Annotated in this window: 14 protein-coding genes; 11 read left to right on the forward strand and 3 right to left on the reverse strand. The window is 67.9% G+C overall.

Annotated features, from left to right (window positions below; genetic code table 11):
• Positions 1–61: 61 nt before the first annotated feature.
• The gene (locus AABA51_RS14000; RefSeq protein ID WP_338272592.1) at positions 62–1,162 is read right to left on the reverse strand and encodes a Bug family tripartite tricarboxylate transporter substrate binding protein; all 1,101 of its coding nucleotides are present in this window, start codon (positions 1,160–1,162) and stop codon (positions 62–64) included.
• A 145-nt stretch (positions 1,163–1,307) separates the two neighbouring features.
• On the opposite strand from AABA51_RS14000, the gene AABA51_RS14005 reads away from it, so the two are divergent.
• Together AABA51_RS14005 and AABA51_RS14010 are read left to right on the forward strand one after the other, a co-directional pair.
• Positions 1,308–1,988 (forward strand): response regulator transcription factor, encoded by a 681-nt coding sequence (locus AABA51_RS14005; RefSeq protein ID WP_338272594.1) that lies wholly within the window; start codon positions 1,308–1,310, stop codon positions 1,986–1,988.
• Positions 1,985–3,379 carry a sensor histidine kinase gene (locus AABA51_RS14010; protein ID WP_338272595.1) on the forward strand — a complete coding sequence of 465 codons (1,395 nt, stop codon included), beginning with the start codon at positions 1,985–1,987 and terminating at the stop codon, positions 3,377–3,379. Before AABA51_RS14005 ends, AABA51_RS14010 begins: the two co-directional genes overlap by 4 nt.
• 11 nt (positions 3,380–3,390) lie before the next feature.
• Here AABA51_RS14010 and AABA51_RS14015 read toward each other — a convergent pair whose 3' ends face one another.
• Positions 3,391–4,452 carry an AbrB family transcriptional regulator gene (locus tag AABA51_RS14015; RefSeq protein WP_338272596.1) on the reverse strand — a complete coding sequence of 354 codons (1,062 nt, stop codon included), beginning with the start codon at positions 4,450–4,452 and terminating at the stop codon, positions 3,391–3,393.
• 65 nt (positions 4,453–4,517) lie between these two features.
• Here AABA51_RS14015 and AABA51_RS14020 point away from each other — a divergent pair, with 65 nt between their 5' ends.
• The 7 genes from AABA51_RS14020 (at position 4,518) to uxaC (ending at position 12,785) form a co-directional block, all read left to right on the forward strand.
• Positions 4,518–5,213 carry a GntR family transcriptional regulator gene (locus tag AABA51_RS14020; protein WP_338272598.1) on the forward strand — a complete coding sequence of 232 codons (696 nt, stop codon included), beginning with the start codon at positions 4,518–4,520 and terminating at the stop codon, positions 5,211–5,213.
• On the forward strand, positions 5,210–6,604 hold the full coding sequence (gene tcuA / locus AABA51_RS14025; RefSeq protein WP_338272599.1) for an FAD-dependent tricarballylate dehydrogenase TcuA: 1,395 nt from the start codon (positions 5,210–5,212) through the stop codon (positions 6,602–6,604). Before AABA51_RS14020 ends, tcuA begins: the two co-directional genes overlap by 4 nt.
• Positions 6,594–7,682, forward strand: a complete 1,089-nt coding sequence (tcuB, locus tag AABA51_RS14030) for a tricarballylate utilization 4Fe-4S protein TcuB (protein ID WP_338272600.1) — start codon at positions 6,594–6,596, stop codon at positions 7,680–7,682. Before tcuA ends, tcuB begins: the two co-directional genes overlap by 11 nt.
• Positions 7,683–7,787: 105 nt before the next feature.
• Positions 7,788–9,002, forward strand: a complete 1,215-nt coding sequence (gene uxuA / locus AABA51_RS14035) for a mannonate dehydratase (protein WP_338272601.1) — start codon at positions 7,788–7,790, stop codon at positions 9,000–9,002.
• Positions 9,002–10,465: a mannitol dehydrogenase family protein gene (locus AABA51_RS14040; protein ID WP_338272602.1), complete on the forward strand. Its 1,464-nt coding sequence runs from the start codon at positions 9,002–9,004 to the stop codon at positions 10,463–10,465. Before uxuA ends, AABA51_RS14040 begins: the two co-directional genes overlap by 1 nt.
• The gene (locus AABA51_RS14045) at positions 10,462–11,388 is read left to right on the forward strand and encodes a sugar kinase (protein WP_338272604.1); all 927 of its coding nucleotides are present in this window, start codon (positions 10,462–10,464) and stop codon (positions 11,386–11,388) included. Before AABA51_RS14040 ends, AABA51_RS14045 begins: the two co-directional genes overlap by 4 nt.
• Entirely contained in the window at positions 11,376–12,785 is a 1,410-nt protein-coding gene (gene uxaC / locus AABA51_RS14050; RefSeq protein ID WP_338272605.1) for a glucuronate isomerase, read from the forward strand. The genes AABA51_RS14045 and uxaC overlap by 13 nt, the downstream gene beginning before the upstream one ends.
• Before the next feature lie 9 nt (positions 12,786–12,794).
• On the opposite strand, the gene AABA51_RS14055 is transcribed toward uxaC, so the two are convergent.
• A complete protein-coding gene (locus tag AABA51_RS14055; RefSeq protein WP_338272606.1) occupies positions 12,795–14,231 on the reverse strand; it encodes a methyl-accepting chemotaxis protein in 1,437 nt (478 codons plus the stop codon).
• 210 nt (positions 14,232–14,441) lie between these two features.
• Here AABA51_RS14055 and AABA51_RS14060 point away from each other — a divergent pair, with 210 nt between their 5' ends.
• Both AABA51_RS14060 and AABA51_RS14065 read left to right on the forward strand, forming a co-directional pair.
• Positions 14,442–15,986, forward strand: coding sequence for a proton-conducting transporter membrane subunit (locus tag AABA51_RS14060; protein WP_338272608.1), 1,545 nt, complete (start codon positions 14,442–14,444; stop codon positions 15,984–15,986).
• A 16-nt stretch (positions 15,987–16,002) separates the two neighbouring features.
• Complete coding sequence (locus AABA51_RS14065) at positions 16,003–18,369, forward strand: YbcC family protein (protein WP_425328815.1); 2,367 nt, start codon at positions 16,003–16,005, stop codon at positions 18,367–18,369.
• The last annotated feature ends 90 nt before the right edge of the window (positions 18,370–18,459 follow it).

Raw genomic sequence — 18,459 nt, forward strand, 5'->3', positions numbered from 1 at the left:
CGGGAAACTCTGGCGCGATCCCCCGCGCGAGCCACTCGCGCGGGGGGTTGGAAAGCGCCGGTTACTGGAGCGTCACGCCGTAATCGTCACGCAGCCAGTTCAGCACGAATTCCCGTGCCTCGTCCGAGACGGTGATCGCCGCCTCATGCGCGACCACGGCCGCGTCGCCGATCATCTGGGGATAGACACCCAGTTCCGCCGCCGAGATCTCGGCGAAATCGGGACGGGCAAGGATCGCGGCCATCGCGTCCTGGTACATCGCGACCACTTCGGGCGAGGCCGAACCGGGCAGGTAGACCAGCTTCTGCGCCGCAAAGCCCGACACGAAGAAGGCACGCCATGCATCCCAGGCCACGCCTTCGGTCTCGCAGCCCGCCGTCGCCTCGCACACCTCGGCAAAGGTCGGGATGTCGGGGAAGGTCGGATCGCGCACGATATCGCCCGCGTCATCCAGAACGCCCCAGCTCATCACCGGAACGGCCAGGCCCTGATCGACCAGCGGCTGGACGCTCGCGATATAGGCAGACGAGGTCTGGTAATCGATGTTGGCTTCGCCGCGCTCGAACATCAGGCGGCCATCGCCCCGACCCTCGATCCCGAAGACCGGCTCGACCTGGAGGCCAAGCATCTGGAAGGCCAGCAGCGGCACGAGGTCGAGCGTCGTCGCACCCTGGCTGCCGAAGATGAAGAATTCGTCCTGCAGATCATCCAGGTCGCCATCGAAGCGCGCGCCCAGATCGGCGGGAAGATAGACGACACCGCCGGTGCCCGAGGCCAGAACCGGCTGCCAATCGCGGTATTCGTAGCGCACGCGCGGATCGCGCAGCAGGTAGGGGAACTGGGTCGAGCCCGAGGTGCCGAAGATCAGCGTGCCGTCATCGGTGGTCTGTTCCTGGAACCAGTTGGCGCCCGCCGTCGATCCCGCACCGGGGCGATAGCCCACGACGACCGTGGGATTGCCGGCCAGCGCTTCGTTCAGCAGGGGCGCAAAGAAGTTGGCCCAACGCGCCGAACCGCCCGATTCCGAGAAGGGGATGACGAATTCGACGGTCTCGCCCGCGAGGTCCGCCTGCGCAGCAGTCGGCAGGCCGGCAGTCAGCGCCAGCGCCGAAACGGCGCAAAGCGACAGGGCCACGCGGCGCGTGGTGGAAAATTGGCTCATGATATCCTCCCAAAGATACCGCGGGCTCCTCCCCACGGCAGATCAAGCAGGGCCTGTTTCGCCCTTGCCGCGCATTGTGTGACCTGCGAACCTTGCGTCAAGCTGTCGTGTCACGAGAAAAAGGTCTGGGGGGAGGAACCGCGGCGTGCGGATCGTTCTGGTCGAGGATAACGACGGACTGGCCAAGGGGATTGCCTACCGGCTTGAAGACCTTGGCCATGGCGTCGACGTGCTGTCGGACGGGGATGCCGCCGATGCCTTCTTGCGCCGCGAAACCTCGGACCTCCTGATCCTCGACATCAACCTGCCGGGCACGGATGGGCTGACCATCTTGCGCAACCTGCGCGCGCGCGGCGATGAACGCCCGGTGCTCATGCTGACCGCCCGCACCGAAACCGAACACCGCGTGCGGGGTCTGGACGCCGGTGCCGATGATTACCTCGTCAAACCCTTCGAGATGGAAGAACTGGAGGCGCGTGTCCGCGCCCTGACCCGGCGCAGCCCCAGACCGCTGCGGCGTCTCGTGGCGCTGGGGGCGGTCAGTCTTGATTGCGACGCGCGGCAGGTCTCGGTCGAGGGCCAGCCCATCGACATGCCCCGCCGCGAGGTCAGCCTGATCGAACGGCTCCTGACCGCGCAGGGGCGCGCCGTATCGAAACAGGACCTGCTCGACCATATCTACGGCACCGGTGCCGATGTCGAAGAAGCCGCGATCGAGGTTCACATCTCGCGGCTGCGCAAACGGCTGCGTCCGCATGGCCTGTCGATCAAGGTGCAACGCGGAATCGGCTACAGCCTGGCCGAAACGACGGCGGGGGCGCCATGAACGCCTCGACCTCGCTCCGTCTTCGGCTGACGGCGATCATCCTCGGCCCGCTTCTGGCCATCGCCCTGGCCGTCGGGTTCTGGCAGGTCCATGACGCCCGCGAAAAGGCCGCCGATATCTTCGACCGAAGCCTTCTGACCGTGGCCTTGGCGGTCGCCGGCGATGTGGCGCGCTCGAACGGCAATGCCGTCTCGCTCGAAACGCGCGATCTCTTGTCGGACACGTCGGGCGGGCTGGTGTTCTATCATGTCTTCGCCCCGAACGGCTATTACGTCACGGGCTATGCCACCCCGCCCGTCCGGCAAACACCCGAAGAACGGTCCGAAGACCCCTATTCCTACTACAATTCCACCTATCACGGTCAGGCCGTCCGGGCCTTGCGCCTGCGCGACGTGACAACGGTGGACGGCATCACCGGCGTTTTCACCGTCACCGTCTGGCAGCACACCGAAGTGCGCGATGCCCTGATGCGCGACCTCGCGCGCCGCGCCTTCACCGTCATGGCCATCCTGATTGGAACGGTCGCCTTCGTGGTCTGGTTCGGGGTGCGGATCGGGCTTTTGCCGCTGACCGACCTGGAAGATGCGATCTCGCGCAGGTCCTCCGACGATCTGTCCTCGATCCGCCGCCCCGTCCCGCCCGAAATCCGGGGCCTCGTGCTGCGGCTCAACACCTTGTTCGGACAGCTTCAAACCACCATGGCGCGGCAGGCGGAATTCGTCTCGAATGCCGCCCATCAATTGCGCAATCCCATCGCGGGCGTTCTCGCCATGGCCGAGGCGGTCCGCTCCGCCCCGACCGAACAGGCGGCGCGGGCGCGGGCGGATGAATTGATGGCCTCGGCCCTGCATATCCGCGATCTCGCCAACAAGCTCCTGACGCTGGAACGCGCCACGGTGGTGGCAGGTCACAGCGAAAGCCTCGAACTGGGCGAATTGGTCGAAGATGTGGCCGACCGCTTCCGCCTGCCTGCGCGCACCCGTGGCGTGACGCTGGCCCTCACCCTCCCCGAGGAGGAGGTGATTGCGCTCGCCGACCGGGTCATGCTGTCCGAGGCGCTGGTGAACCTTCTGGACAATGCGCTGCTGCACGGCGGGCCGGCGATGAAGCGGATCGCGGTGACCCTCTCGGTCAGTGGGGGACAGGCCCGGATCACTGTCGCCGACGACGGGCGCGGGGTTGCGCCCGGCGATATCGCCACCGTGCTGTCGCGCTTTGGTCAGGCGGGGCCGTCGCAGGGCAGCGGTCTTGGCCTTTCGATCGCCGAGGCCGTGGCCCAGAACCATGGCGGCACCATAGACCTTGGCCGCGGGCCGGAGGGCGGGCTTCAGGTCACGCTCACCCTGCCCCTCGCCGCGCGCGCGCCGCTTGTCCGTCAGGCCGCCGAATAACTGCCCTTTCGTCAGCCATGCCCGTCGCGGTCCGACACGCGAAACAGCCGCGCCGCCAAGGGCGCCCCGCTGATCACGATCAGGATCCGGGTCAGGTGGTGCACGATCACAAAGCCCAGATCGGCCCCCGCCACGATGGCCAGAACCGTCATCTCCGCCTGCCCGCCGGGGGCAAAGGCCAAGAACCCCTCCACCGGTCGCGCCAATTCGAAGAACACCACGATTTCCGTGAACAGCGCGGCCAGACCCGCAAGGATCAGCACGAACACGATGCCCGCCGCCACGTCGCGGCGCAATTCGTGCAAGGTCACGCCGACATAGCCCACCCCGATACCGATCCCGATCAGGTATTGCGCCGCCAGGATCGCCTCGGCCGGGGGGCGGAAATGGATGATGTCGGTCAGGCTCAAGCCCGCCGTCACGATCATCGGCCCCAGGATCGAGGCTCCGAACAACCCGATCCGCTCGCCGCCCTTCCAGCCCACCAGCGCCGCCACGACCATGATCCCCAACTCGGTCAGGGGAATGTCGCCCACGGGCTGTCCGATGGGATTGTCCAGCGACTGACCGAAACCGAATGTCAGGATCAGGGGGGCAAGCGTGATGATGACCAGAACCCGGGTCGCATGGATCAGGCTCAGCGCGCGCACATCCGCCCCTGCCTCCTGCCCGAAGATCACCATGTCCTGCAAACCGCCCGGCATCGCGGCATACCACGATGTCGGCCAGTCGAAGCCATAGACCTTGCGAAAGAACGGCACCCCGATCGCGGCAATCGCGATGATGTAGACGGGGATCAGCGCGACCGACAACGCCATCTGCGGCAGCTGCGCCACCAGCGCGGGGGTGACCGAGGCACCGACCGCCACGCCCAGGATCGTGCGCGCCGCGACCGAAACCTGCCCCATGCCCCGCAACCGCACCCCCGCCAGCGCAGCGATCAGACAGGCGGTCATCGGCCCGAACAGGAACGGCAGCGGCAGCCCCAACAGCCAGAAGACAGCCACACCCGCCGTCGCCAGGGCCAGCGTCAAAATGCGGTCGCGGGCAGCAGGCGTGAGGGGCAAGGGCATGGCGATCTCCGTATTGCATCCTCTTGTATCCAACTGTATGCAACTTGCAACCGAAAGGAGGGCCCTTGGCCGAAAAACCCGACAGCAAGGCGCAAGGACGCCCCGAAACCGGACAGGGGCGCGATGCCTATGAACGCCTGATCGCCGAGATCCGGTCCGGCGCGCTGCGCCCCGGCGACCGTTTGACCGAGACCGAACTGGCCGACCGTCTGGGCATCTCCCGCACGCCCGTGCGCGAGGCGATCCGCCTGCTCGAGGCCGATGGCCTGGTCGAACACCAGCCGCGTGCGGGCGCGCGCATCCGTCGGCTCGACCTTGCCGAAGTGACCGAGCTCTACGAGATGCGCGCTGTCCTCGAAGGCACCGCCGCCCGGTTCGCCGCGCGCGCCGCCTATGACAGCGAACTGGCCGAATTGCAGGCGATCAACGCCGAAATGGCGGCGGCCTCGGGCAATCCCGAACGGCTCTACCATGCGAACCGCCAGTTTCACGGCATCTTGCTCAATGCCGCGCGCAACCGCTTTCTCTGGCGCTCGGTCGAGGCGGTGCAGAAAACGCTCCTGATCCTTGGCCGCTCCACCATGGAAGAGGCCGACCGCGCGCAGGCCGCCGTCGCCGAACATGCCGCCATTCTCGATGCGCTCCGCGCCCATGACGGTGACGCGGCCGAGGCCGCGATGCGCCGCCACATCGAAGGGGCGCATCGCGCCCGCCTCAAGCAATTGCGCGATCTCGCGACAACCGAAGGGGAAAGCCCATGACACGGGTAGATGCCATCACCTGGGACGTGGTCGTGGTCGGCGGCGGCAATGCCGCGCTCTGTGCCGCGATCGAAGCTGCGGAAACCGGCGCGCGCGTCGTGATGCTCGAGGCCGCGCCGAAACCCTATCGCGGCGGCAATTCGCGCCACACGCGCAATTTCCGCTGCATGCATCGCGGCCCCCTGTCGGTCCTGACCGGCAGCTACGAAGAAGAGGAATATTTCGACGACCTTATCCGCGTCACCAAGGGCAAGACCGACGAGTATCTGGCCCGGATGACGATCCGCGACAGCGAAACCTGCCTGCCGTGGATGGAACGGCACGGCGTCGCCTTCCAGCCCTCGCTCTCGGGCACCCTGTCGCTCTCGCGCACCAACGCCTTTTTCCTCGGCGGCGGCAAGGCGCTGGTGAACGCCTATTACAACACGGCCGAGGATCTGGGCGTCACCGTCCTTTACGAGGCCGAGGTGCGCCATGTCACCGTGGCCGAGGGCCGGTTCCAGGGGCTCGATGCCCGCATCGGCGGCAAGGATCTGCGCATCGAAGGCCGCGCGCTCGTTCTGGCCTCGGGCGGGTTCCAGGCCGATATCGACTGGCTCGCCGATGCCTGGGGCCCTGCGGCGCGCAACTTCCTGATCCGGGGCACGCCCTACAACCGGGGCGTCGTGCTGCGCGACATGCTCGACCAGGGCGCCGACAGCGTGGGCGACCCCACCCAATGCCATGCCGTGGCCATCGACGGGCGCTCGCCCAAATACGACGGCGGCATCGTCACGCGGCTTGACTGCGTGCCCTTCTCGGTCGTGGTGAACCAGAACGGTGATCGCTTCTACGACGAGGGCGAAGATGTCTGGCCCAAGCGCTACGCGATCTGGGGCCGTCTGGTCGCGGCCCAGCCCGAACAGGTGGCCTATTCCATCATCGACGCGAAATCGCTGAACCTGTTCATGCCCTCGGTCTTCCCCCCCGAAACCGCCGACACGATCGAGGGGCTGGCCCAGAAACTCGGCCTACCGGGCAACAAGCTGCGCGAAACCATCGACGCTTTCAACGCCGCCTGCCGCAGCGGCGATTTCCATCCGACCGAGCTTGACGGCCTTGCGACCGAGGGGCTCACCCCGCCCAAGACCAACTGGGCGCGGCCCATCACCGAACCGCCCTTCTACGGCTATTCGCTGCGCCCCGGCGTGACCTTCACCTACCTGGGGCTCAAGGTGGATCGCACGGCACGGGTTTCGGCCCATGGCGCACGGCTTCACAACATCTGGGCCGCAGGCGAGATCATGGCCGGTTCGATCCTCGGCGAGGGGTATCTGGCCGGCTTCGGAATGACCATCGGAACCGTTTTCGGACGCATCGCAGGCCAGGAGGCCGCAGCCCATGTCGCTTGACATCACCCCCACCCTCACCGCCACCGAGGAAGCCCGTCGCCAGGTCGAGATCTGCAACGCCTGCCGCTATTGCGAGGGCTATTGCGCGGTCTTCCCGGCGGCCTTTGCCGAACGCAGCTTTTCGGATGGCGACATCACCCAGCTTGCCAGCCTCTGCCACAATTGCCGGGGCTGCTATTACGCCTGCCAATATACCGAGCCGCATGAATTCGCCCTGAACCTGCCCGCAGCCCTGGCCGAGGTGCGGGTGGAAAGCTGGGCGCGCTTTGCCTGGCCCGGCGCTTTCGCACGGCTGTTCCAGACCCATGGCGTGGCATTGGCCGCGGCCCTCGTCCTTGGCACCGCGCTCATTTTCGCCGCGATCCGCCTGCTCGGCACCGGCGCGGGCGACGGCTTCTATGCCTATCTCTCGCATTCGGCGATGGTCGCGATCTTTGCCCCCGCCTTCCTCTTTCCGCTTCTGGCGCTGGCCATGGGCGTCCGCCGCTACTGGCACGAGGTCGGCGGCACGGCCGTCACACTTGCCGATCTGCGCGCAGCCCTCATCGATGCGGGGCGGATGCGCAACCTGTCGGGCGGCGCGGCCGAAGGTTGCAACTACGAAAAGGGCGACCGCTATTCGGTGGCGCGCAAACATGCCCATCATGCCGTGGTCTGGGGCTTTCTTCTGTGCTTTGCCTCCACCTCTTCGGGCACGATCCTGCACTATGTCCTCGACATGCCCGCCCCCTATCCGTTCTTCAGCCTGCCCAAGCTTCTGGGCGTGCCGGGGGGCATCTTGCTGACGCTCGGGGCTGCGGGACTTGCGATGCTCAAGCTGCGCGCCGATCCCGCGCTTGGGGCGGTTGCGGCATGGGGTGGCGAAATGGCCTTCGTCATCTTGCTGGGCCTGACGGGTCTGACCGGCCTTGCGCTTTATGCCGCGACGGGCACGGGCCTTGTCGCGCCGCTACTGGCGCTGCACCTGGGCACGGTTCTCGCCTTCTTCGTGACGCTCCCCTATTCGAAAATGGCCCATGCCACCTATCGCCTCGCCGCCCTGACCCGCGATGCGCAACTCAAGCGGCGGGCAGGCTAGGCGCGGACCCCATGCAACCGCGCTTCCGGGACCTGTCGCCGGATGCTAGGCAAGACGCGGGCGCCCCCCGAATCCGGGTCGCCTGAACCGGGGGGAGAGACGGGAATGAAGCAAACCTGGCGCTGGTTCGGGCCCAAGGACCCGGTCACGGTCGATGACATGCTTCAGGCCGGCGTGCAGGGTGTCGTCTCCGCCCTCCACCACGTGCCGACCGGCCAGCTCTGGACGCCCGAGGACATCGCCACCCGCCAGCGCCAGATCGCCACCATGGCCGATGGCACCCCATCCGGCCTTGGCTGGGACGTGGTCGAAAGCCTGCCCGTCTCCGAGGCGATCAAGACCCAGACCGGCGATTGGCGCGCGCATCTGGCCACGTGGAAGGACAGCATGGTCAACCTCTCCCGCGCAGGGATCGAGGTGATCTGCTACAATTTCATGCCCGTCCTCGACTGGACCCGGACCGATCTGGCCCACCGCCTGCCCACGGGCGCGACCTGCATGCGCTTCGACCTGATCGATTTCGCGGCCTTCGACATCCATATCCTGAACCGGGCGGGCGCAGCCGAGGATTACCCCGCCGACCTCGTGGCCGAGGCAAAGGCGCGCTTCGCCGCCATGCCCGACACCCGCCGCGCGGAACTGGCCAAAAACGTCGTCTTCGGCCTGCCCGGTGCCGCCGAGAATTTCACCCTTCAGGATGTGCGCGACCATCTCGACCGCTACCAAGGCATCACGCCCGACCGCCTGCGCGCCCATCTGGTCGATTTCCTGTCCGAGGTCGCGCCCCTTGCCCAGGACCTTGGCCTTCGGCTCTGCTGCCACCCCGACGATCCGCCCTTCGCGCTTCTGGGCCTGCCCCGCGTCATGTCGACCGAGGCCGATTACACCACGATCCTGCAAGCCGTGGACCTGCCAGCCAATGGCATTACGCTGTGCACCGGCAGCCTTGGCGCGCGGCCCGACAACGACCTGCCCGGCATGATGCGGCGGCTGGGCGACCGCGTGCATTTCCTGCACCTGCGCAACGTGGCGATGGACCAGCCCACGATCCCCGCTTCCTTCCACGAGGTCATGCACCTTGAGGGTGGCACCGACATGGTCGCCATGATCGCCGCCATTCTTGCAGAAGAACGCCGCCGCAAGGCCGCGGGCCGCACCGACCCCAGCATCCCGATGCGCCCCGATCACGGGCTCGACATCCTCGACGATCTGAAACGCAAGGGACAGCCGGGCTATCCCGCCATCGGGCGGCTGCGGGGGCTGGCGGAATTGCGGGGCATCATGACCGCGCTCGACCATCCCGCCGTGGTCGCGGGCTGATGTCCCGGCTGACGGCAAAGGCCCCTCTGCCGCCTGCCATCGCACCGGGGTATGACCCCGAGGATCATGGAACCGGCATCGTGCACCTGGGCCTTGGAGCCTTTCACAAGGCGCATCAGGCCGCCTATACCGACCACGCGCTCGCCGCATCGGGCGGGGATTGGCGGATCATCGGCGTCTCGCTCCGCTCCCCGGATCCCGCGCGCCAGCTCATGCCGCAGGACGGGCGCTACACCCTGATCGAACGCGACGCGGGCGGCAGTCGGGCGCGCGTCATCGGGTCCATCGCCCGCGCGCTCTGTGCGGCGGATGATCCGGGCGCGGCCCTTGCCGCCCTGACGGGTCCCGCCTGTCGCATCGTCACCCTGACCGTGACCGAAAAGGCCTATGGCCTCGACCGCGCGGGCGGCGGCCTTGACCCGGACCATCCGGCGGTCCGTGCCGATCTGGCCAATCCCGAGCGCCCCGTGGGCGTGCTGGGCCTTTTGACGCGCGCCCTCGTCCTCCGCATCGATGCGGGCCTGCCGCCCTTCACGACGCTGTGTTGCGACAACCTGCCCCGGAACGGCGCGCTCCTGCGCGGGGCGGTTCTCGATTTCGCCCGCCGCGCCTATCCGGCGCATGCCGACCGCATCGCGGCCAACGCCGCTTTCCCCGCCACCATGGTCGACCGCATCACCCCCGCGCCGACCGACGCGACACGGGCCGAGGCTTCCCGCCTCATCGGCCACGACGACCATGCCGCAACCGAAACCGAAGCCTTCCACCAATGGGTGATCGAGGATGATTTCTCCCTTGGCCGCCCTGATTGGGACCTTGCGGGCGCGCTCTTCGTCACCGATGTCGCCCCCTACGAGACGATGAAACTGCGCATGCTGAACGGCAGCCATTCCATGCTGGCCTATGCCGGATTCCATGCGGGCCTGCCGCTGGTGCGCGACGTGATGGCCCATGCGGGTCTTGCCGCCCTCGTGCGCCGCCACATGGCCGCCGCCGCCGCCACCCTGCCCGCACTGCCCGGCATCGACCTGTCGGCCTATGCGACCGAGCTGCAGGACCGTTTCGCCAATCCCGCCATCGCGCATGAAACCTTCCAGATCGCGATGGACGGCACCCAGAAACTGCCGCAACGCATCTTTGCCCCCGCGCTGGAAACCCTGCGCGCGGGCGGTGATCTGCGGCCCTTTGCCTTTGCCACCGCCGCATGGATGCGTCACGCCACGGGCGCGCATCACGATTGCACCCCCTATGCCGTGCGCGACCCACGCGCGGACGAGATCGCGACCGCCCTCGCAACCACGACCACGGCGGACGGGATCGCCCGCGCGCTGTCCACCCTGCCCGGCTTCATGCCCGATGCCTTGCGCGATGCGCCGCACTGGCAGGTGATGATCACCGAGCGCCTGCACATCATGCTGACCCAAGGCATGGCCAAAGCCATCGCGACGGAGGCCGCAGGATGACCCGCATCCTCTCCATCGGCGAATGCATGGTCGAACTTGCCCCGACCGACACAACCGGCCTCTGGCGGCAGGGCATCGCGGGCGATACGCTCAACACCGCGTGGTATGCCCGCGCCAGCCTGCCACCCGACTGGAGCGTCGATTACGCCACACGGCTCGGCCGCGACCGGTTTTCCGACGATATCGCGGATTTCCTGACCGCGAACGGCATCGGCACCCGCCACATCACCCGCGACGACACCCGCCAGCCGGGGCTTTACGCGATCAGCCTCGACGCCAATGGCGAACGCAGCTTCACCTATTGGCGCGGCCAATCCGCCGCGCGGGCCCTCGCCGATGATCCCGCCCCGCTGGCCCGGGCGCTCGATGGCGCAACCCTCGCCTTCACCTCCGGCATCACCTTGGCGATCCTGCCCCCGGCAGGGCGCGAAACCCTGCTGCAGAGCCTGGCCGAGGCGCGCAGCCGTGGCACCCGCATCGCCTTTGACCCCAACATCCGCCCAAGACTTTGGGAGGATCTTGAGACCGCCCGCCACTGGATCACCCGCGCGGCCGGCATCGCCGACATCGTCCTGCCCAGCTTCGATGACGAGGCCGCGACCTTTGGCGACCCTTCGCCCGAGGCGACCCGGACCCGCTACCGCCACGCAGGCGCGACCGAGATCGTGGTCAAGAATGCAGGCCGCCCCATCCTTTGGGCCGATGCCAGCGCCGAGGGGCATGTCACCGACCTGCCCACAGCCATCCCCGTCGACACCACCGGCGCGGGCGACAGTTTCAACGGGGCCTATCTGGCCGCCCGCCTTCTGGGCCAGGACATCCCCGGGTCCATCACCGCCGCTCATGCCATGGCACTGCGCGTCATCGCCCATCGCGGCGCCCTGATCCCGACCGATACGGTAAGCCCCCCATGCCACGATTGAACCCCGACCGCCTGTTCCCGCCCGAACCGCAGCTGCGCGCACTGGCCCGTGCGATCTTCGACAGTGCGGCGGATGCCCCGATCCTCTCGCCCCATGGCCACACCGACCCCCGCTGGTTCGCCGAGGATGCGGCCTTTCCCGATCCCACCCAGCTGTTCGTGATCCCCGATCACTACGTCTTCCGGATGCTCCACAGCCAGGGCGTCCCGCTGGAAAGCCTCGGGATCGCGCCGCAGGATGGCGGTCCGGCCGAAACCGACCTGCGCAAGATTTGGCAGACATTTGCCGATCACTATCACCTGTTTCGCGGCACGCCCTCGCGGCTTTGGCTCGACCATGCCTTCGCCACCGTCTTCGGCATCGAGGAGGATTTCGGCCCCGCCACCGCCATGGCCTTCTACGACCGCATCGCCGAGGCGCTGACCACCCCGGCCTTCCGCCCCCGCGCGCTCTACAAACGCTTCGATATCGAAGCGCTGGCCACGACCGAAGGCGCGCTCGACGATCTGCGCTGGCACAAGATGATCCGCGACAGCGGCTGGGACGGGCGGGTCATCACCACCTACCGCCCCGATGCCGTCACCGACCCCGACACACCCGATTTCCGCAAGAACGTCGAAAGCTTCTGCGCCATGGCCGGAACCGATGCCGGCAGTTTCGCCAGGTATCTCGACGCCCACCGCGCCCGCCGCGCGTATTTCCGCGACATCGGCGGCGCGACCGCCACCGATCACGGCCATCCCACCGCCACCACGCGCAACCTGTCCCCCGCCGCGACCGAGGCGCTTTATCAAAAGGTCCTTTCAGGCCGCGCCGATGCCGCCGAACGCGAGGATTTTCGCGGCCAGATGCTGACGGAAATGGCGAAACTCAGCCTCGAGGACGGGATGGTCATGCAGATCCATCCCGGCTCCTTCCGCAACCATTCCACCGCGATCTTCGACCGTTTCGGACGGGACAAGGGCTTCGACATCCCCACCCGCACCGATTACGTGCGCGACCTGCGCCCGCTTCTGGATGCAATCGGCCATGAGCGCGACCTGCGGATCATCCTCTTTACCCTCGACGAAACCGCCTACGCCCGCGAACTTGCGCCGCTGGCGGGCGTCTATCCCTGCCTGCGGCTTGGCCCCGCCTGGTGGTTTCACGACAGTTTCGAAGGCATGTGGCGCTACCGCCAGATGACGACCGAAACGGCGGGTTTCTACAACACCACCGGTTTCAACGACGACACCCGTGCCTATCTCTCGATCCCGGCCCGCCACGACGTGGCCCGCCGCGTCGATGCTGCCTATCTCGCCACGCTGGTGGGCACCGGTCGCCTGTCGGAAACCGATGCCTTTGATCTTATGCAAGATCTGACGCATCGCCTCGCCAGACAGGCCTACCGGCTTTGACGCCCTGCCTCATTCCGCGAGGTAGGCAAGACGCAGACCACCCCAATGCCGCCCCCGAACGCGGATCGGGGCCGATACGTCCTTCATCATCTTGAACTCGCCACCGCCCATGTCGCGGCGATAGGCCTGCAACAGGAAGGGCCGCTCGCTCTGGCCCGCGCGCAATCCCACCCGGTCGTTGAAGATGCGCCGGTTGCGCGCGTATTTCGCTTTCCAGCCCGGATCGCCCGGCTTTTGCGGCTGGCTGAACTTGAGGTTATGGGTCGCGATATAGCCGTTCCGGTCGGTCGCCGCGCAAAACACCACGCGCCCCGACAAGGCCAGCATCGGTTCCTGCACCAATGGCAGCACCTGGTCGGTGAAACGGGCAAAGCGCGTCAGATGCTGTTGCGGATCGGATCCCGCGACCGGCGCATAGGCTTCGTCGAACAGATCGGTCAGGCTGATCTGCCCCGCCTCGATCGCGCGCTCGAACAGGCCCGTGACCATCGCCGCCGCCTTCTGCACCGCCTCCACATAGGGGGTGTCCACCGTCTCGATCCCCAGCCGTGCCGAAATCCCCGTGATCGTCTCGGACGCATCGGTGATGTCCATCAGCTTCTCCGACGCAAAGCCAAGGCTCGCCGTCGACCGTTCCACCGTATCGGACAAGGCTTCGACCCGATCGCGGGTCTGGTCCAGCGATGCGCCGATCCGGGTCGAGGCCGCGACGATATTCTCCTGCGCGCGGCGCACCGACCCGAAAATCTCGGGCAGATCATGGATGTCGCCCTCGACCTCGCTGGTGACCGACTTGATCTGTGCCGCGACACCGGCGGCCTGCGTCACCTGCTCGATCACCCAGGTCAGCTCGCCCGACAGGCGGCCCACCGTGGTCTCGATCTCCTGCGTCGCTTCGCTGGTCTGGGTGGACAGTTTCTTGACCTCGCCCGCGACCACGGCAAACCCGCGCCCCGCGGCACCGGCCCGCGCCGCCTCCACCGCCGCGTTCAGGGACAACAGGTTCGTCTGCCGCGCGATGCTGTCGACATGCCGCGACACCCGCGACACGCCCCGCAAGGTTTCGGTGACCGTCTCCAGCCGGTCGTTGATCTCGGCGACGATCTGGGTCAGCACCGTGACCTGCGCCACCATGTCCGACAGATGCGCACTGGTGACGGCGATCTTTTCCTCCGCCCCATGCGACCGGTCCAGGGCCGAAGAGGCGGCGGTATGAACCTCGGCACCGCTGCTCGCCATGGCCCCCACCTGCGCGCGGATATGCCGGAACCCGTCGCGCTGGTGGCGGGACAATTCGGACACATCCTGCACATCCCCGGCAGCCGCCGCGATGGAAACCGCAAGATCACCGATCCGCCGCGCGATCTCGGCCACTGCGGCACTATGGTCCTCGGTCGCGACCGCAAGCGCGTTTGCTTTGATCGGGGCAGGAGACTGGTCAAACATGGCATGTCCTGAACTGTGGAATTGCAGCCTTGAACGACGCAGCACCGGCCAGCTTTAGTTGCCAAGGCCACAGACCCACAGCTTTCTGCGCCCGGCACAACCCATGCGGGCATGGTTCCATAAATATGAACAGACTGCTCAATATATGAATTTTTAAAGATCAAATTCACCCGCTAGGTCACGGGTCATCCCCAGCGTTGGACATGACCCATGACCCCGATCCTCTCGCTCAGCTTCCTTGCCCCGGCCCTGCTACTGGCCACGGCCTGCCTTGCGCTCCGCCACCCCGGCAAACGCCCGGGACAGCTGCCGCGCCTTGCCGAACTGGCGGCGCTCGCGGCCCTCGCGCTGACGGCATCGGCGCTTGGGGTCCATGTCGTGCAGGGCGGCGGCGCGGGGCCTCTGGGACTGCGCGTCGATGCCATCAGCCTGACGCTCGCCCTGCTCGTCTCCTTCATCGGCTGGGTCGTGATGCGCTACAGCCGCAGCTATCTGGACGGCGAAGAGAACGAGGGCCTGTTCCACGGCCTGATGCTGGCCACGCTCGCCGCCGTTCTGGTCTTCGTGCAGGCGGGCAATCTTGTGCTCTTGGCCGGTGCTGCCATCGCCATCGGCCTCGGCCTGCGCCGGCTCCTGCTCTTCTATCCCGACCGGCCCGAGGCGCGGCGCGCAGCGGCGAAATTCACCCTCGTCTGGCACGGCGGCGATGTGGCGCTGGCTCTGGCCGCGATCCTGATGCTCGCCACCCATGGCACCGCCGACATCGCCGCGATCACCACAACCCTGTCCGACGCAGGCCCCGGGATCGCAGGCCATGCCGCCGCAGCCCTCCTGATCCTCGCCGCGATCCTCAAGACCGCCGCCTTCCCCCTCCACGGCTGGCTGACCGAGGTGATGGAGGCGCCCACCCCCGTCTCGGCCTTCCTTCATGCGGGCATCATCAATGCGGGCGGCGTCCTCTTGATCACCGCAGCGCCGCTTGTGCAGCAAAGCGCGGGGGGCCTTGCGCTCCTTGTCATGCTCGGCGGCTTCACGGCGCTCTTCGGGGCAGCCGTCATGCTGACCCAAAGCGCGGTCAAGACCTCGCTCGCCTGGTCCACCGTGTCGCAGATGGGCTTCATGCTGCTGCAATGCGGCCTGGGGCTCTGGGCGCTGGCGCTTCTGCACATCGTCGCCCATTCGCTCTACAAGGCGCATGCCTTCCTGTCCTCGGGCGGGGCGGTGGCCGCTGTCGCCGCGATCCGCAAACCGGGGCCGGTGGCCGTGCCGAACCTTGCCGCCGTCCTGCGCGCCTTCGGCCTTGCGCTTGTCCTCTATGCCGTGATGGCCCTGGGCTTTTCCGCGATCCTCGGCCCCAAGACACCGCAGGCGCTGGCGCTTGGCGCGATCCTGATCTTCGGCGTCGCCTATCTCGTGGCCCAGGGTCTGGCCGATGCCGCCCCGGCCCAACTGACCCGGCGCACAGGCCTCGCCGCGCTGGCCACGGCTTTCGCGTATTTCGCCTTTCAGGCCATGGCGGCCCATCTCTGGGGGCCGCTTCTGCCCGCAGCGCCCCTGCCCGGCCCGCTCGAATGGGCGCTGATCGTGCTCGCGGTCCTGTCCTTCGGCACGGTCGCCATCGCGCAGGCGCTGTTCCCGCTCTGGGCCCATCACCCCGCCACCGCAGGGCTGCGCGTGCATCTGGCCAACGGCCTCTATCTCAACGCGCTTCTGGACCGCGCCATCGGCGGCTTCCGCATCTCCCGTTCCCATTGATCCGCAGGATATCGCCATGTTCATGAAACACGCAAAGATCGCCCCCGCCCGGATCTCGGAAATCCTCACCGCGGCCGAGGCGGCGGGCCGCGCCATCCCGCCGGCCTTCCCCCTCGATGCCACCGTCGCGGTCAACCCGTTCCTCGGCCAGACGGGCGAGGATCTGGCCAAAGCCTCCGCCCGGCTGATGCGGGTGGCGGGCACCCGCGCCACCCCGGCCCTGACCGATTACGCCACGCGGATCGCCGAGGGGCGGTTGACGCAGACCGACATCACCGCCGCCTGGGAAGCCGCCGCCCCCGCGACCCGCCCCGCCTCCCCCGAGGTGCTGATCGCCATGGCCAAGGCCGCGACCGATACAGGCCCCGTCACGCCGCTCCCCGGCATTGCCGATCTGGCCGCCAGGGCGACCGGCATCGACTGGCCCTCGATCATCGAGAAATCCATGGGCCTCTGGGCAGCAGGCCATTTCGACCAGGGACAGGCGCTCTGGTCCGCAGGCCCCAAGGACAGTGCCTTTGCCGCCTGGCGCGCCTGGGCCAGCCATGACCTCACGCCCGAGATCGCGGGCCTGAGCGGCTTTTGCGCCCATGCCGCCGCCGCCCCCGACACGACCGAACGAGCCATCCTGCGCGCGGCCGAGGCTTTGGGCCTCTGCGCCGCCTCTGCCGAGACCGTCTTTCACCGGCTCTACATGGATCTGGGCGGCTGGGCGCAACATGCCCGCTGGCTCCTGTGGCAGGCCGAATTGTCGGGCACGACCGACACGACACTGGCCGACCTGCTCGCCATCCGCCTCATCTGGGACGAGGCGCTTCTGGCCCATATCCCCACGATCGCCCCGGACTGGGCCGCGACGCGCGACGCCCACCGCGCCCCCGTGGAACCCGATGCCGAAACCGCCGCGCTGGCGATCTTGCAAGAGGCCGCGGAACGCGCCCACCAGCGCAGCCTGATCGCCACGCTCGACGGCTCCGGCCCCGCAGCCGACACGCGCCCGCATCTGCAAGCGGCCTTCTGCATCGATGTCCGGTCCGAGGTGTTCCGCCGCGCGCTCGAAAGCGTCGATCCCGGCATCGCGACCGTGGGTTTCGCCGGGTTCTTCGGCCTGCCGCTCTCGCATCTGGCGCAAGGCTCCGACGTGGCGGCGGCGCATCTGCCCGTGCTGCTGACACCCTCGCTCACCACGACCAGCCAGGCCGATCCCGCCACCGAACAGGACATCCGCATCCGTGCCCGCACCCGCCGCGCCTGGGGCCGGTTCCGGCAGGCGGCCGTCTCCTCCTTCGCCTTCGTCGAGGCGGCGGGCCCCCTCTATGCCGGCAAGCTCCTGCGCGATGCGCTGGGGCTCGGCCACCACGCCACGCCCCCCCAACCCTGCCCGCAGGTCATCGGCGGCCTGTCGCCCGAGGCCAAGGCCGACACCGCCGCCGCCGTCCTCAAGGCCATGAGCCTGCGCGACGGCCATGGCCGCTTCGTCCTGCTGCTCGGCCACGGCGGACAGGTCACCAACAACCCCCACGAAAGCGCCTATCACTGCGGCGCTTGCGGCGGGCAGACGGGCGAGGTGTCGGCACGGCTTCTGGCGACGCTCCTGAACGATCCCGAAACCCGCGCGGGCCTGCCCGCACGCGGCATCACCCTGCCCGACGATACCCTGTTCATCGCGGGGCTTCATGACACGACGACGGACAAGATCACGCTCCATGACGTGGCGACCGACACCCCCGAGATTGCGCGCCTGCGCCGCTGGCTCGATGCGGCGGGTCGGATCGCCCGGGCCGAACGCGCCGCGACCCTGCCCGGTGCCACGCCCGATACCATCGCGGCCCGCGCGCTCAACTGGGCCGAAACGCGGCCCGAATGGGGGCTTGCGGGTTGCGCCGCCTTCATCGCTTCCCCCCGCGCCAGCACCGCCGGCAAGCGGCTCGATGGTCGCGCCTTCCTGCACAGCTACACCTGGCAAGACGACGACGGCTTCGCCACGCTCGAGCTGATCCTGACCGCACCTGTCGTGGTCGCAAGCTGGATCAGCCTGCAATATTACGGCTCCTCCGTCGCCCCCGATGTCTTTGGCGGCGGCAACAAGCTGATCCACAACGTCACCGGCGGCATCGGCGTGACCGAGGGCAATGGCGGCCGCCTGCGCCCCGGCCTGCCCCGGCAAGCGGTCCATGACGGCGCGCGGCTGATGCATGACCCCCTGCGCCTCTCGGTGCTGATCGAGGCCCCGGCCGAGGCGATCACCGACATCCTCGCCCGCCACGACAGCCTCCGCGCGCTCTTCGACAAGGGCTGGCTGCATCTCTTGCGGATGCACGATGGCCGCGTGACCGAACGCTATCGCCCCGGCCTCGCATGGGAACCCGTCCCGAGCGCTTGACGCGCGAAGGCGCAGCTTGCCGCCCCCGATCCATGGCCATATGCTCGCCGCGCAGGCCCCGCCCCCGGGGCCCGCGCCCGATTGACCGGA

Origin of the sequence: Roseicyclus marinus, from assembly GCF_036322625.1 — a bacterium.
Taxonomy (GTDB): Bacteria; Pseudomonadota; Alphaproteobacteria; order Rhodobacterales; family Rhodobacteraceae; genus Roseicyclus; species Roseicyclus marinus_A.